At 39.1% G+C, this 15,167-nt stretch carries 7 protein-coding genes; all 7 read left to right on the forward strand.

Going from position 1 to position 15,167, the window contains the following annotated elements; translation table 11 throughout:
• Positions 1-27 precede the first annotated feature (27 nt).
• The 7 genes from AAC073_RS08435 to AAC073_RS08465 all read left to right on the forward strand — a co-directional run bounded on the left by AAC073_RS08435 (position 28) and on the right by AAC073_RS08465 (position 15,137).
• On the forward strand, positions 28-1,068 hold the full coding sequence (locus AAC073_RS08435; RefSeq protein WP_339923412.1) for a FecR family protein: 1,041 nt from the start codon (positions 28-30) through the stop codon (positions 1,066-1,068).
• 126 nt (positions 1,069-1,194) lie between these two features.
• Complete coding sequence (locus tag AAC073_RS08440) at positions 1,195-4,740, forward strand: SusC/RagA family TonB-linked outer membrane protein (protein ID WP_339923413.1); 3,546 nt, start codon at positions 1,195-1,197, stop codon at positions 4,738-4,740.
• A 17-nt stretch (positions 4,741-4,757) separates the two neighbouring features.
• Positions 4,758-6,539 (forward strand): RagB/SusD family nutrient uptake outer membrane protein, encoded by a 1,782-nt coding sequence (locus AAC073_RS08445; RefSeq protein WP_339923414.1) that lies wholly within the window; start codon positions 4,758-4,760, stop codon positions 6,537-6,539.
• A gap of 36 nt (positions 6,540-6,575) precedes the next feature.
• Positions 6,576-9,599 carry a SusC/RagA family TonB-linked outer membrane protein gene (locus AAC073_RS08450; RefSeq protein ID WP_339923415.1) on the forward strand — a complete coding sequence of 1,008 codons (3,024 nt, stop codon included), beginning with the start codon at positions 6,576-6,578 and terminating at the stop codon, positions 9,597-9,599.
• Between the two features lie 18 nt (positions 9,600-9,617).
• Complete coding sequence (locus AAC073_RS08455) at positions 9,618-11,324, forward strand: RagB/SusD family nutrient uptake outer membrane protein (RefSeq protein ID WP_339923416.1); 1,707 nt, start codon at positions 9,618-9,620, stop codon at positions 11,322-11,324.
• A 26-nt stretch (positions 11,325-11,350) separates the two neighbouring features.
• Entirely contained in the window at positions 11,351-12,415 is a 1,065-nt protein-coding gene (locus AAC073_RS08460) for a DUF1735 domain-containing protein (protein ID WP_339923417.1), read from the forward strand.
• 274 nt (positions 12,416-12,689) lie between these two features.
• The gene (locus AAC073_RS08465) at positions 12,690-15,137 is read left to right on the forward strand and encodes a right-handed parallel beta-helix repeat-containing protein (protein ID WP_339923418.1); all 2,448 of its coding nucleotides are present in this window, start codon (positions 12,690-12,692) and stop codon (positions 15,135-15,137) included.
• Positions 15,138-15,167: the final 30 nt, after the last annotated feature.

Below are 15,167 nucleotides of genomic sequence, written 5' to 3' on the forward strand. Positions count from 1 at the left end.
TTAACCAGTGGTTTTTATCCACTTTATATGAAATACGAAGATTACACTATTGACAATTTCTTAATGGATGATTTTTTCATTCATTGGGTGAAAAATCCAAACGAGAATAACCGCCATTTCTGGGAAAAATGGCTTGAGCAGCACCCCGAAAAACGTGATATGGTGATGAAAGCTGCCATTATTATAAGTTCTGTTCACTATGAGTCAAAGCCTTTAATGGGAGATAGACGCTATGTAGAGGCATTCGAAAATATTTTAAAGGCAGACAATGATTCGGAATTAAAAAAAACAGAAAGAGGGGCAAAATCCCTGAATTTTAAATTTCCCTGGAGAATGATGGCTGCCGGGGTGATGATTCTTTTTTGCCTGGGGATCAGCTATAAACTTATTATTAATCCTTCTAAGGCTGAACTTTCAGAATCCGATAGGGTGACAATGATCAAAAGAGTTAACCCTGCTGGTAAAAAATCAATTTTAACATTATCTGATGGATCGAGGATATTCCTGAATTCAGGAAGTGAAATCAGCTATCCCTCAGGATTTAATGACAGCCTAAGACTGGTAAGCTTGAGGGGCGAAGCCTTCTTTGAAGTTCAAAAGGAGAAACGGCCTTTTGTGGTAAAAACAGGGCAGACCAAAATAAAGGTTTTAGGCACCTCCTTCAATGTCAACCAAAAGCAGAATGGTGCACTAACGGTGGCCCTAGTAACTGGAAAGGTGATTATCAATGACCAGAAAGGAAACGAGATGCAACTTGCCCCTTCTGAGATAATGGTAAGAGGCGAAGACGGGGCCTTTCACAAAACCGGATTTGACCCTTTGACCCTTATAGGGTGGAAAGATAAAATACTGGTTTTTAGAGAAAATTCTTTTGTTGAGGTCAAGGAAAAAATAGAGAACTGGTTTGGAGTGACCTTACACTTAGAAGGGGAAATTGATACTAACATGACTTATTCAGGAACTTACAAAGAAGAAAGCTTGGAAAATGTTTTGAGAGGAATGCTTTTCACCTCAGGATTAGCTTATGAAATTGAAGATAAAATGGTGACAATTAAAAACACCAAATAACATGAAAAATGAAAAGACAACACCCGTTCCGTGGGGGAACGAGCGTTGCCAAAATTAAGCCATTGTTTCTTCTCAAAATGGACAATGACCTACATTCAAGTCGTATAACTTAAACTAAACAATAGTATGAATAAAAATGTACTTAGACAATTAATAATGCTGTCAAAAAGATTATTATACGCTTTTCTGGTGCAGTTATTTATGTGCACTATTTTATTGGCCAACACTGGGAATGCTCAGCGCAATTCAATTGAGGACGTGAGGCTTACCTTACATATCGATGGGAAAAGTTTAGCTAAATTCTTTCGCCAAGTAGAAAACAAAACTGAATTTAAATTTACTTATAACCATTTTCTAGTAGACCTTGATCAAAAGGTTACTGTTGTGGATTCTAATACAGTATATAAGGTATTGGAATCTATTTCACAACAGACCCAATTAAGCTTTGTACAGGTGAATGAGAATATTCATGTAAAGCCTGCCATTAACAAATCAAATCAAGGGACAATAATCACTCAGCTGGCCGATGTAACCATTTCCGGAACGATTAAGGACACTAAAGGTGAGCCGATACCTGGCGTAACCATCTCATTACCAGGGGCCTCAATTGGAACCGTAACTGACTTGGAGGGCAGGTACAGTTTAACCATTCCTGAAGAATCCACTTTGGTATTTTCTTTTATAGGTTATGAGACCCAGAGAATACCAATTGGAGGAAGAAGCGTAATTGATGTTACTTTACAGGAAGATATATCCTCTTTGGATGAGGTAGTAGTGGTGGGTTATGGAACTCAAAAAAAGGAGAGTCTTGTAGGAGCTATTTCGAAAATTGAAGGGGACAAAGTTAGATTAGGTGTTCAAGGTGCTGATCTAGGAACATCACTTAGAGGATCTACTCCTGGTTTGACAAGTATGATTTCAACCGGTGTACCGGGAGGAGTAGATTATTCGGGAAGGAATGGTGAGAATGCCCAGTTATTAATACGTGGACAAAGCACTTGGAACAATTCTTCTCCGCTTGTTTTAGTAGATGGAATTGAGCGTGACATATTGAATGTAGACCCCAATGCAGTAGCGTCTATATCTGTTTTAAAAGATGCTTCTGCTACAGCTGTTTTTGGTGTGAAAGGTGCTAATGGTGTTATTCTCATTACTACGAAAAGAGGAAGTGAGGGAAGAGCTGTTGTGACCTTCGATAGCAAAACAACATTTAAAAACATTTCAAGAATGCAAGAGGGACAGCGGCCAGCAGATTCTTATCCCGCTGTGCAGACAATGAATAATGCAATTTTAAACGAAGTACAACTTAGACCTAATAGTTGGGACTTTATCTATCCTCAGGAATGGGTGGAACATTTCAGAACAAATGAATATCCTTACTATTTTCCAAATGTAAACTGGAGAGATGAAAATTTAAAAGATTACACTATTGATCAGACGTATAACTTAAGCGCCTCAGGAGGAACAAAATTCGTTAAATATTTCACTACTGTTTCCTACCTGAATGAAACAGATATGCTTAAGACGTTAAATGTTGATCCAAACTCAACTATAGAAAATGATTTTAAACGCCTTAATATCAGAAGTAACCTGGATTTCCAGCTTACCCCTACTACGATGTTCAGGGTTGGTTTATCAGGATACTTTTTTGACCAGGGAGTTAGAGGCGGTGGCGACAGTGCATGGAGAGGCGTTTGGGAATCTTCCCCTGAAATATTTCCAGTAAAATATCCGGACGGAACTTATGCTCGTGATGAAGGTGCGTACCTAATGACTAACTCAGTATATGACTTTGGTTATTCAAGTGCCCAACACTGGGGAGGCACAGGACTAAATACTGATTTCACACTGGCACAGGATCTAGGTTTTATTTTAAAAGGACTTTCTGTTGAAGCTAAATTGGGATATGATAACTCGTCACGTACCAGCGGGAAGACCACCTATTTGGATGGCCCATTAACCAAATATATCTCGAAATCAATTGTTGATGACCCAAGATTTAGTGCCAATCTCAGTGGCACTGCATTAAGTGAATTAGAGGAGGAATATACTACCTGGAACATTGCAAGGAGGACTCCTGGTGCTGACGGATACGATTGGACTCCGTTTCCCACGCGTACTTTTTCTCAGAGTATCTTGACAAATAGTACTGTGCGTTCAATTTTATATCAATTTCAAGCAAACTATCAAGCTGATTTTGGCAAGCACAATGTCACTGGCTTGGCATTGGTGAGCAGAGCAGAAAGAACAATAGGATCTGTTTTTCCCACTTACCGCGAAGATTGGGTCGGACGAGTAACTTATGGGTATGATGATCGCTATTTATTAGAAGCCAATGCAGCTTATAATGGTTCTGAAAAGTTCGCTCCAAAATATCGCTTTGGGTTTTTCCCCTCAGCAGCCATTGGATGGATAGTTTCCAACGAAGCATTTTTTGAACCGATTCGACCTATCATGAATACGCTTAAATTCCGATATTCTAATGGTAAAGTGGGTAGTGATGCAAGTATTGATCGATGGCTCTACACCAATAGTTATATCGTTAATCCAGCAGGTGGCACTGGCATGGAGTTCGGTGCCCCTTATACCGTTTCTTCACCATTCCCCTATCGGTATGAAGGAACGATAGCAAATCCTGACATTCAGTGGGAAACTTCCCATAAAATTGACTATGGTATTGAAGCTGCATTTTTTGACAATAGACTGCTTTTTACCTATGACTATTTCACAGAACACCGGAGTAATATATTTCTATCTGGTGGAGACAGGGTTTTACCAGCATTTTACGGTGCTGACCCTGTTGCTGCAAATGTGGGTATTGTGGATATAAAAGGCTGGGAAATTGAAACAGAGTTCAGGAATCAGGCTACAAGAAGTTTTGGTTACTGGTTTAAATTTGGGGCCTCCTATGTGATTGACAATGTTGTCTTCAAGGGTGATCCTGAATTAAGACCAGCTTATCAAAAACAGGAAGGATTCCCGATGGATATACGTAGGGCTACTTTAAATCAAGGAGACCATAGTTTTTACAGTACCTGGAATGATATTTATAATTCTGTGGGAACAGAAAACAATAGTGACTTACTCCCTGGTGACTTTAAGACGCTTGATTATAACGCTGACGGAATCATTAACGCTGATGACAATGTACCCGCTGATTATCCCATTAGACCCCAACACACCTACTCGCCTTCGGCAGGAATATCCTTTAAGAATTTTAGCGCCAGCATAGCTTTTTACGGGGTATATAATCTTTCTTCCGGCTTAAACTGGAGATATTCCGGATCAAGTTTTGGGTCCAGTGTGGCAAGGATTGCAAACCACTATGTAGACAATATTTGGTCACCTGAGCTTGAAAGATTCGGCGAAGATGCAATGAATGCCTCCAGCAGATTTTCGAGTAGAGGAAGACAGGGATTTATCAATTACCCGCGTTATTACCTGAGGTGTGAAAATGCTGAAATAAGTTACAATATCACCGGACAGAATGTTCAACTATTAGAAAAACTTAACATTTCTAATGCCCGGATTTCTTTATCTGGAAATAACCTGTTTATGTTCTCACCTGTCTATCTCGATATGGATAAAGTAAGTCAGCTTTCAAACGTATCAGACAGGCACATGTATCCCGTGCTAAGAAGAGTCAATTTGGGAATGCATTTAGAATTTTAATAGAAAACTCAAGTTTTATGAAAACAATTTTAAAACCTCATTGGATTCTTTCAATTTTTCTTTCTTTCCTATTCATTTCTTGTGAAGAATATCTTGATAGAACCCCCGAAGCGGATATAACTGAGGAAGATATATTTGGAACATTTGAATCCTATATGGGATATGCGGATTATAATTATGCAGAAGTAGTGGACCTATTAGGTCAGTATGCGCCTTATGCCCCCTATTGGGGAGGGGAAGGCATTTTTATCTTTAGTGACAAGGTTACAGCTGCTAATAAAGGAGAATATTGGACTTTAATTGGCCGTGGCCTAGTCAACTATTATTGGGTTAATAATCGACCAAGAATTGGAGATTGGGATAATTTTGGGGAAGGTGGTATTTGGTATGGTGGGTGGAGAGGAATACGAAGGTCCAATACCGCTTTAGAGAACATAGATTTATTACAAGGATCTGAAGAACAGAAAAATATAATCAAAGGTCAATCCTATTTTTTCAGAGCTTGGTTTCACCAGCAAATTATTGAAGGATTTGGAGGTATGCCTTATGCAGACGTCATCTTTGAAGGTACAAATGTCCCCAAACTTCCGCGTCTTTCTTACCAGGAAACTGCGGAAAAAATTGATGCTGATATGGACGAAGCAATTGCGCTTCTTCCGGTCAATTGGGATAACACTGTTCTGGGTCGAGATAGCCAAGGAACCAATACCGGCAGGATAACTAAAGGTGCTGCCATGGCCTTAAAAGGGAGGTTTTTACTTTACGCAGCTAGCCCCCTTATGAATGGCTTTTCAGGTAATGGTTTCAATTACAACGAAGAATTTAGCAAAAGATCTGCCGCTGCTAGCTGGGAGGTGATAAAAATGGCCGACGAAGGTGTGTATTCACTTGTTCCTTGGGAAGAGTACAGCAGTCTTTTTCATAATAATAACGATGGCACAAATGTTTGGACATCAGAAACACTTTGGCTTAAGCCAACTAAAGAAATTGGCTCTCTAATGTGGTCGACTGCAAGACTGCATTGGCACCCTACGTATTTGGGTGCTGAAGGAGGAATGACTACTGCCTCTCAGAATTTTGTTGATCGATTCGAGATGGCAGATGGCACCCGATACAAAGTAGAATATGATCAAGACGACAATAAACGTTGGAAAAACAGAGACCCTCGATTCAAAGCCAATATAGCAGTCGACAGAGATAAAGTGGGCGATAATGTAAATTCGGTCTGGCATGGATACGTTGGAGATGAACCTACAGCTAGGCCAGGTAACCAAGCTTCAAGTACCTACCTAATTAATAAATTCATACCCTATGGAATGAATACTTTTGACAATGAGTGGAGAAATTTTCAATTCAGACCTTCCCTTATCCGGCTCGCAGAAGTTTACCTTAATTACGCTGAAGCTGTTGCCGCAGCATACGGCCCACTGGGCACAGCCCCTGGGGCCCATCTTACAGCTGTAGATGCAATTAATATTGTTCGCAATAGGGCTGGAATGCCTCCTGTAACAGAAGCAGCAACCGGTTATGATAATTTTATGGATCTGGTTCGGAATGAAAGAAGTGTGGAATTGGCTTTTGAAGGCAATGGCTATTGGGTTGATATCCGCAGGTGGTATATAGGACACCTTCAAGAAAACAAGCCGCTTTACACTTTAGATTTTGATAAAAATTGGACGTTTTTTAACAGGAACCTGCACACGCTCAGAGTATTCGACAATCCAAAACACTACTGGTTGCCAATTTATCGCGAGCAAGTACAGTTATATCCTGAATTTGAACAAAATCCTGGTTGGTAATTCTCCCTTTTACGATACATGAAAAAAATAATAGATATGAAGAATATATCAAGGGTTATTTTCTTAGCATTTGCCTTAGTTTTAATTTTTCAGGTTTTTTTATTTGCGCAGGTGCAAAGAAAAATGATTGTTAAGGACAATGAAGGGAATCCCATATCAGGCGCTACCGTAACTTACGGCGAAAGAAATGAAACAGTTACAACTAATACAGTTGGTGAATTCTCTATAACAGCCACTCCAAATTTTCAAATTTTTGTTGAAGCTGAAGGTTATACAGAAGGTTATTTTAATTATTCACTAGATGAGAATATACTTATCTTAACAAAAGCACCATTTCAAACAGGTGGGAATGACCTTGTCAATGTCCCGTTTGATATTCTAACTAAACGTCAAATTCCAGGAGCTGTTGGAACACTTAACGTCCCTGAAATACTTGATTATAGCCAAGAAAATAGTGTAAGTGATATATTAAGAGGTAGAGTATCAGGATTGCTCTCTTCGTATAATATTAGAGGAATGGGGAATCCGTTAATTGTTATTAATGGTATTCCAATCGATAATGTCTACCCTGATTGGAGTAATTTGGGTAATGATGAGATTTTTGCGCAGGAAATTCAAGACATCTCAGTTTTAAAAGATTTGTCATCTGCACTATTATATGGCGCAAGGGCTAAAAATGGCGTAATTCTTATCACTACTAAAAGAGGGACACCAAATAAAAAAGTCCTAAATTTCAATTTCCAAACAGGGGTTAATAAACCAATCTCCTATCCTGAGTATCTTTCATCATCAGATTACATGGAGCTTTACAATGAGGCTTCTGTTAATGATGGCCTAGCACCAAGGTATTCACAAGAAGAGATAGAAGGAACAAGACTAGGAAATAACCCGCTACGCTATCCAGATCAGGATTATTATAATTCTACATTTCTTAAGAATAGTTCATCCTACCAAAATTTTAATGCGAATATCGCCAACGGAAATGAGGTAGGACAGTTTGCTGTAAATATTGGGTGGAGACGGAACAATGGATTAATAAATGTCGGAAAACAAGAAAAAAGCGACAGGTTTAATTTAAGAACTGCTGTTGATTACGAAATTACTGATATTATAAAGCTTAAGTTTAATAGTTCGTTTATCCTTAATAATTCCAACGCACCACGGTATTCAGGTAATTTTTGGTCAAGAAGTGACTTTTGGGAGATTTCATCTACCTATCTCCCCAATTTATACCCCCTCTTGATCCCAGCAAGTGCAGCCACTGAATTTCCAGAGTTAGTTGCAGGTGCTAATTTGGTCGACGGTCAATATTTATTGGGTGGTACCAATAATTACCAAAACAATGTATATGGCGATTTACTCTTCAATGGCACAAGCAAACAATTTAGCTGGTTAATGGACATTAACACAGGTCTTGAGTTTGACCTTGAAGGCATCACCGAAGGCTTAAAGGCTTCTGCCCTCGTTAGCTTCAATAATTATAGCTTCAGTTGGGAAGAAATGCAAAACGATTATGCTACTTATTCCCCCTCTTTCATAGAAGGTAGTAATACCCTTGCAAACATATCAAAGATTGGTAACGATGTTAGAGTAACGGATCAAACCGTAATTGATGGTTATTTTTACAAAGGATATGCTTTTTATGGCAAAATTGACTACTCCAGGATATTTAACGAAGTCCATGAGTTCAATGCAAACGCATTAATTTTCTCACAGGTCAATACTCGTGAGTCACTTTGGACACCTAACAGATATGGGCATATTGGTTTCCGGGCAAATTACATGTACTCAAACAAGTTCATTGCAGAATTTACCGGAGCCTATGCCGGTTCACAAATATATTTTGGTACAAATGACAATAAATATGCTTTTTCCCCCGGAGTTGGTTTAGGCTGGGTGCTCTCAGAAGAAGACTTCATCAAAAACAATCCTTCAATTAACTATTTAAAACTAAATGCCAACTGGAGTATCCTAAATACTGATGTAAATGTAACAGATGATAAAATTACTTATGATTATTATCGCGCTCAAAGCACTTTTAGTTATGCAAATGGGCAAGCATCCAATGCAAGTCAAAGAATATATCCTGGAAACCCCAATCTATTATGGGAGAAAATGATGAACTATAACATTGGATTTGAATCCATGCTTTTAGAGTATCGATTAGGCATACAAGCGTCCTACTTCTATTATAAAAATTATGATTTCGTGGTTCAAAGAGCCAATACACTCCCTGACCTTATAGGGGTAATTCCCTATAGTAACTATGGAAGTGAGCAAACTCAGGGAGTTGAGCTTGGGATAAATCATGTTTCAAAAGTAGGAGGCCTTAAATTAAATATTGGTGCCAATTTGGTTTATTCCGTACCTAAGATCCTTACCATTGATGAACCATTCTATGCGGATGAATACCGTATGAGGGCTGATAAGCCAATGGATGCAAGATTTGGATATGTTGCGCTGGGTTTATTCAAGGATCAGCAAGACATTGATAACCATGTTGACCAGTCATTTGGTGTGGTACGTCCAGGGGACGTTAAATACAAAGACCTAAATAGTGATGGGATAATTGATGTAAATGACCAACAGATGATTGGAAACTCCACGTCAAGAGTTGAGATGGGCTTACATTTAAAATTAAGCTACAAATCCTTTGAGTTATTTGCACTTGGACGAGGACAATTTGGGGCAGAGGGCGCCTACTCTGGCTCTTACTACTGGGTCAGGGGAGATGATAAATATTCAAACTTTGTATTGGACCGTTGGACAGCTGAAGCGCCTAATGAGGCAAAATACCCTCGATTAACAACTACAACTGGCTCAAATAATTTCAGAAATTCTACCTACTGGCAATATAAAACTGATAGGTTTTCATTACAAACCGTCCAATTAAACTATACCGTTTCTGACATGAATTTTATAGGTTTAAATGAGGCGCGTTTCTTCCTCAGAGGAGACAACTTAGTAATGCTCTCAGGGATGACCGATGTATTAAATCTAAGGATAGGAAGTGCCCCCAATATGCGATCATTTTCTACCGGAGTTAATTTACAATTTTGATAGGTGAAAATAAATAAGATGAACAAACTAAACTATTTTGTATTGTACCTGGCATTTATAGGCTTGATTTCTTGTGATGACTATTTTCTTCCTGAACCAGACAATACCTACACTGACGATATTTTGCTAACGCGGCCAAGCTTTGTTGAAGGGCTTTTAATGCAGGGCTATACGGGTTTACCTAATGGCTATAGCTTTAACTTTGAAACTGCTACCGATGATGCAGTCACCAATGACCTGACTTCGGCTTACCTGCGTTTGGCAACTGGTGAGTGGTCTTCTCAGTATGGCGCTACGGGTTCATGGAGTGAGGACTATACGAAAATATATTACCTGAATAAATTTCTAGATATTTATGAATCGGCGGATTATGCCGTTGATATCTCTAGACCAGCTTCAGATAATGACATCCGGAACGCGCTTTATTTAAAAAGGTTAAAAGGAGAAGCATATGGCTTAAGAGCATGGTATAAATTTGAGCTCTTAAGGGCTTACGGTGGAAAAAGTGCTGATGGAGATCTCTTGGGGTTTCCAATAGTAGATAAAACACTTTTGCCGGAAGACGATTTGGAATTACCTCGAAATACCTACGCCGAATCTGTTACTAGTATTTTATCGGATATAGATATTGCCATTGCCAATCTGCCCGAAGTATATGAAAACTCAGGCGATGCCAATTACGATGCGGTTATGGGAAATAAACTTGATGGCCGAATGAATGGAAAAGCTGCGAAAGCTTTGAGATCCCGAGTGGTGTTGCAGGCCGCCAGCCCAGCCTTTTCAGAATCAAGTGGTGTAACCTGGGAGGAGGCTGCAAAAATATCAGGTGAATTTTTATCTGAATTGGGCGATTTGTACCAGGAAGGTATCGCTTTTTATTCCACCATTGATAGTAAAGAACTGATTTGGAATCAATCAAGACAATTAACCCTCGGATGGGAAAATCAGAATTTTCCCCCATCGCTTTTTGGGTCTGCAAGAACAAATCCATCTCAGAACCTTGTTGATGCATTTCCCATGAACAATGGATATCCTATAAGCCATGAACTTAGCGGTTATGATCCGGAAAATCCTTATAAAAACAGGGATTCAAGGCTAAACACCTATATTATTTACAACGGTGCTGAATTTAAAGGTAATACAATCTTTACCTATGAAGGCCAATCAATAGATGGAATTCGAGCGCAGGAAAATTCTACACGCACAGGCTATTACTTGAAAAAACTTATGGATGAAAGTGTAAGCCTTAGGCCTGGAAATCAGGTTTCTACGAATCACATCTATACCCTCTTTCGAGAAACAGAAATACATCTGAATTTCGCTGAGGCAGCTAATGAAGCGTGGGGACCTAATGGGGATCCTAATGGTTATGGGTTTACAGCAAGAACAATTGTAAAAGAACTACGCGCTCGTGCAGGCATATCTTCAACTGATACCTATTTGAATGGTATAACTTCAATTGAAGAAATGCGGGCCCTTATACGAAATGAAAGACGTCTGGAGTTATGTTTTGAAGGTTTCAGATTTTGGGATATACGTAGGTGGAATGATGTGGCTACCATGCAAGAACCCGTTAAAGGTGTTTATATTTCGAATTCTGAGAATACCTTTTCCTATGATTATAGGGAGATAGAAAACCGTATTTATGAGCCCTTCATGATATATGGACCCATACCATACAATGAAACACTTAAGTACAATCTAAAACAAAATAACGGGTGGTAAAGTACAATTCACTAATCGGCTATAGCATGAAAAAGATATTGATATATTTAATGATAGTCATTGGAACAATGGCTTGTAAAGATCAGGAGTTTGGGTTTTATGATTATGATCATACTGCTGTATATTTCCCAATACAGCTTCCACTAAGGACACTATCTATTGGAGAAGATAGGATTGATAACACCCTGGATAAAGACCTTCAATTCGACATTGCTGTGTCTATTGGTGGCTTGTATGCCACAAATAAAAACGATTGGACTGTGGATTTCGTAATTGATAATTCCCTCACTGATAGCGTATACAAGATTGACAATGGTGATACGCATAAGGTTCTTCCCCTACCTGCAGAATATTACACTTTAGATGCCCCATCGTTGATTACCATACCCAAGGGTTCATTTAACGGAAGTGTTAGGGTTCAGCTGACCAATGCCTTTTTTGATGACCCTTTAGCTATTACTGGCGCCTATGTTTTACCATTACGGATCACAAACACTTCGGCTGATAGCATCTTAGTTGGGGCTCCTGCAAATGCTGATATACAGAACCCAGACAAAAGAGATCTGAATGATTGGGAGGCTGGGAAAAGCCCTAAAGACTGGGTTTTATTTGGTATAAAGTATATTAATGGTTACCATGGATCTTATCTACAAAGAGGCCAAACCATTATTTACTCAGGAACCACTGCTATTGACACCGTTATTTATAAGGACAGACATGTTGAAAGAGATAATATTGTTTTCCTTAAAACATCCGGTAAAAGCACAGCTTCCACTAATTTCATAAGTCAAAATACCAGCGGAACCGGAGGATATGCAATGAACTTGGAATTCGCCAATATGTGGGGAACCCCCAGTGGAGATATTGTCATAAGCCCAAGTGAAGGGTCATTATACGAAGTTACCGGAACGGGACAATTTTTAGACAAGAGTACCAGCACGGAATCCATTATTGGAATTGACATGCAATCGATGCGTTTGAATTATACTTATGAAGCTGATGGGAATACTTATGTAGCTTCAGATACGCTGGTATTTAGAGATAGAGATTTGAAATTTGAAGAGAATTCTATCCTAATCGCTGAAGACTAATTACTTAAAAAACATTAATTTGAATTCCTCGGTGATTGACTTTAATCATTCTTAAAATGTCTTGTAACACCAGTGCACCTAAAAATAATTCTTTAGGTTGATTCAAATAATCTTAAATAACTAAAAGATTATTCATAAACATTACTGTTGCATTATTTTTTTAACTGGCCTGTAGGAATTCAGGACGAGACCTAGGGAATTTCATTGCTATACCTTGGCTTAATTAGCTTAAAATCGGATACAATCATAAATTAATATTTTAAATTACAGTAGAATGAAGCATGCTTTTTTGTCATGTATAATATTCTTTTTTTCATTGAGCCTATCCGCTCAAAGTCCTGACATTGACTTAGTGTTGAAGAAAGGGGATCTTGAAATTAAACCAAGTTTTAACAACTGCAGTTATTATTTTTATCCCGAAGGAGTATCTGAAAAGGAATATATCGTTGATTTTCGCCGCAAAGGAACTGATACATGGCATGCTACATTCACGACCATTAGCGACCTTCCTGTTGGGGTTTGGAAAGGAAGTATTTTTGGATTGGAAGAAGATACTGAATGGCAATTACGTGTGCGTTCCTCACTAGACAGCAGCCAAATTGTTTTTCAAGAAGATTTTCGTACATGGACTAGTAACCCACCCATCGCAAAGGTAATCGACTTGAGTAAACTAACTTTGGATCCTAAGGGAGGGATTGTAATTACCGATAAGGGCCAGCCTTACGGGTGGGTGAAATACACCGCTCCAATAGGGTGGGTATTGAAGCGGGAATACATAGACAGGGACGCTCAAACTGCTGCCATACTGGTAAAAAATGCAAAGTATGTAATTCTCGAAAACGTAAGGATTGAAGGAGGATACAACCATGGTATAGAGGTATTTGAATCGGAGTACATTCGAATTATCAATTGTGATATATCGGGATGGGGTCGCCTTGGCAAACAGGTGTTTACAAATAAAGATTTTCGAGGCAACAATAGTCTTGGTAGATACCTGGACTCAAATGGAAAAGTAATCAATTATGACGCCGGAGTAAAAATTACGCATAGCTTGGGTACGGTTATAGAGCGGTCCTATATACATGATCCTCGCCTCAGAGCCAATTCCTGGATGTTCTCTCACCCTACCGGACCTAGTGCGGTATATGTATGGAATTCACGAGGCAGTAATGTGATTCGATACAATGACATGATAGGAAGTGACGAACATCGATGGAATGATGTGATAGAATCTTCCGAAAATGGCTCTGCAACAGGGGGTTTTTACAGAGATAGCGACATATATGGGAATTACCTGGCTTTCGGCAATGATGACAGCGCAGAACTAGAGGGAGGTGGGATGAATATTCGTTTTTACCAAAACAAAGTAGAGGGCACCTTAATGGGTGTCAGTACGGGAGCTACTATTCTAGGACCACAATTTGTGTTTGGCAACCTAATTACAAACCTTGGCGATGAAAGCGGTTTAACATTTAACTTCTTTAAAAATGGCCATGGGAATCCCCAAGGAGGTAGAAGGTACTATTTAAACAATACCCTTTATGGGCGCCACACAGCACCCTATCACAGTTATCACAATCCAATTCCCCACCGCCAAATTAGTTTTATGCGAAACAATATTTTTTCTTCTGCCAATCAAAGCCCCGTTAACTGGGCAAAGTGGGACGATTTTGACAATGATTTATTTTGGATTGAAAATGACCTTCAACTTTCCCGGGAGCTACTATTGGGATACCATGGAAATGGGCTGGAAATAAATGGCATGGCAGGCGATCCGCAAATGATAGATCCGATAAAGGGAAATTACCAGCTAGCCGCTAGTAGTATCGCTGTAGGCAAGTCAGTCGTTCTTGTTAATATCACACTTGATGGAGAAAACATGGGTGCTTTTATAAATGGTGTAAATACGCTTCCCTTTCGTCCATTTGCTTTATCTGCCTATCCGCAGGAGTTAAACTTTATCAATCCTGTTCAGAGAACAGTAATGGAAGTAAGCCTAAGCTTACCAGCTTCCGAAAAACAGGCCGTCAAATTTGACATCCTCAAGAACAAGGTTTCCAATTGGTTTCAAGTAAGCCCTTCTTCAGGGGAATTGAATCCCGGAGAATCTATCAAACTCAGGATCAAACTAGATAAAAACAAACTGTATGGCCGACCATTATTCAGAGGGGCATTTATTGTCAGAACGCCGGATGGACTCTCACGTCCGATCTCACTATATGCAAAGGGTAAATTTAAGGAAAACCTAAAACCTTCAGCTGCTCCCAATACGGTTTACATTGAAACTGCAAATCTACCGGGCATGGCAGCATTCACCAAAACAGCTGATAATTCCTCAGTTTCTAAGGGCAAATACATTGAGCTAAATGAGGATTCAAAAGAAATATCGATGGAAGCGGAGTTTATTATTAAAAAGCCCGGAAAATATTTTTTACTGATGAGAATGGCTATAAAGGAAAATCGAAGGTCTCGTAAATTCCAGTTAACCTTGGATAACAATCATGAAGAAACTTTTCAATATCAACCAGGTTATCGCTGGGGTTCCGTAGATGAAAATGACTTTAGAGTCATGTTTTTGCAAGAGATTGGCGTTGAATTACAAGCCGGAAAACATCAGGTATCGATGAAGGCTATCGACGGAAACATAAACCTCAATCAGGTGATAATTACAGACAATCCTGAAGTGTTCTTTGAACAGTATTGGTATCAAGAACAAGAATAGATGGTTGACGAAGGTCATGACAATCCAAAT

The organism is uncultured Cyclobacterium sp., from assembly GCF_963977555.1.
In the GTDB taxonomy this organism is placed as follows: Bacteria; Bacteroidota; Bacteroidia; order Cytophagales; family Cyclobacteriaceae; genus Cyclobacterium.

What these genes read in the sequence shown, in the direction of transcription:
- AAC073_RS08440 (WP_339923413.1), top strand. Translation starts at nt 1,195, where the DNA reads ATGAATAAAAATGTACTTAGACAATTAATAATGCTGTCAAAAAGATTA.
- AAC073_RS08450 (WP_339923415.1), top strand. Translation starts at nt 6,576, where the DNA reads ATGAAGAATATATCAAGGGTTATTTTCTTAGCATTTGCCTTAGTTTTA.
- AAC073_RS08465 (WP_339923418.1), top strand. Translation starts at nt 12,690, where the DNA reads ATGAAGCATGCTTTTTTGTCATGTATAATATTCTTTTTTTCATTGAGC.
- AAC073_RS08435 (WP_339923412.1), top strand. Translation starts at nt 28, where the DNA reads ATGAAATACGAAGATTACACTATTGACAATTTCTTAATGGATGATTTT.
- AAC073_RS08445 (WP_339923414.1), top strand. Translation starts at nt 4,758, where the DNA reads ATGAAAACAATTTTAAAACCTCATTGGATTCTTTCAATTTTTCTTTCT.
- AAC073_RS08460 (WP_339923417.1), top strand. Translation starts at nt 11,351, where the DNA reads ATGAAAAAGATATTGATATATTTAATGATAGTCATTGGAACAATGGCT.
- AAC073_RS08455 (WP_339923416.1), top strand. Translation starts at nt 9,618, where the DNA reads ATGAACAAACTAAACTATTTTGTATTGTACCTGGCATTTATAGGCTTG.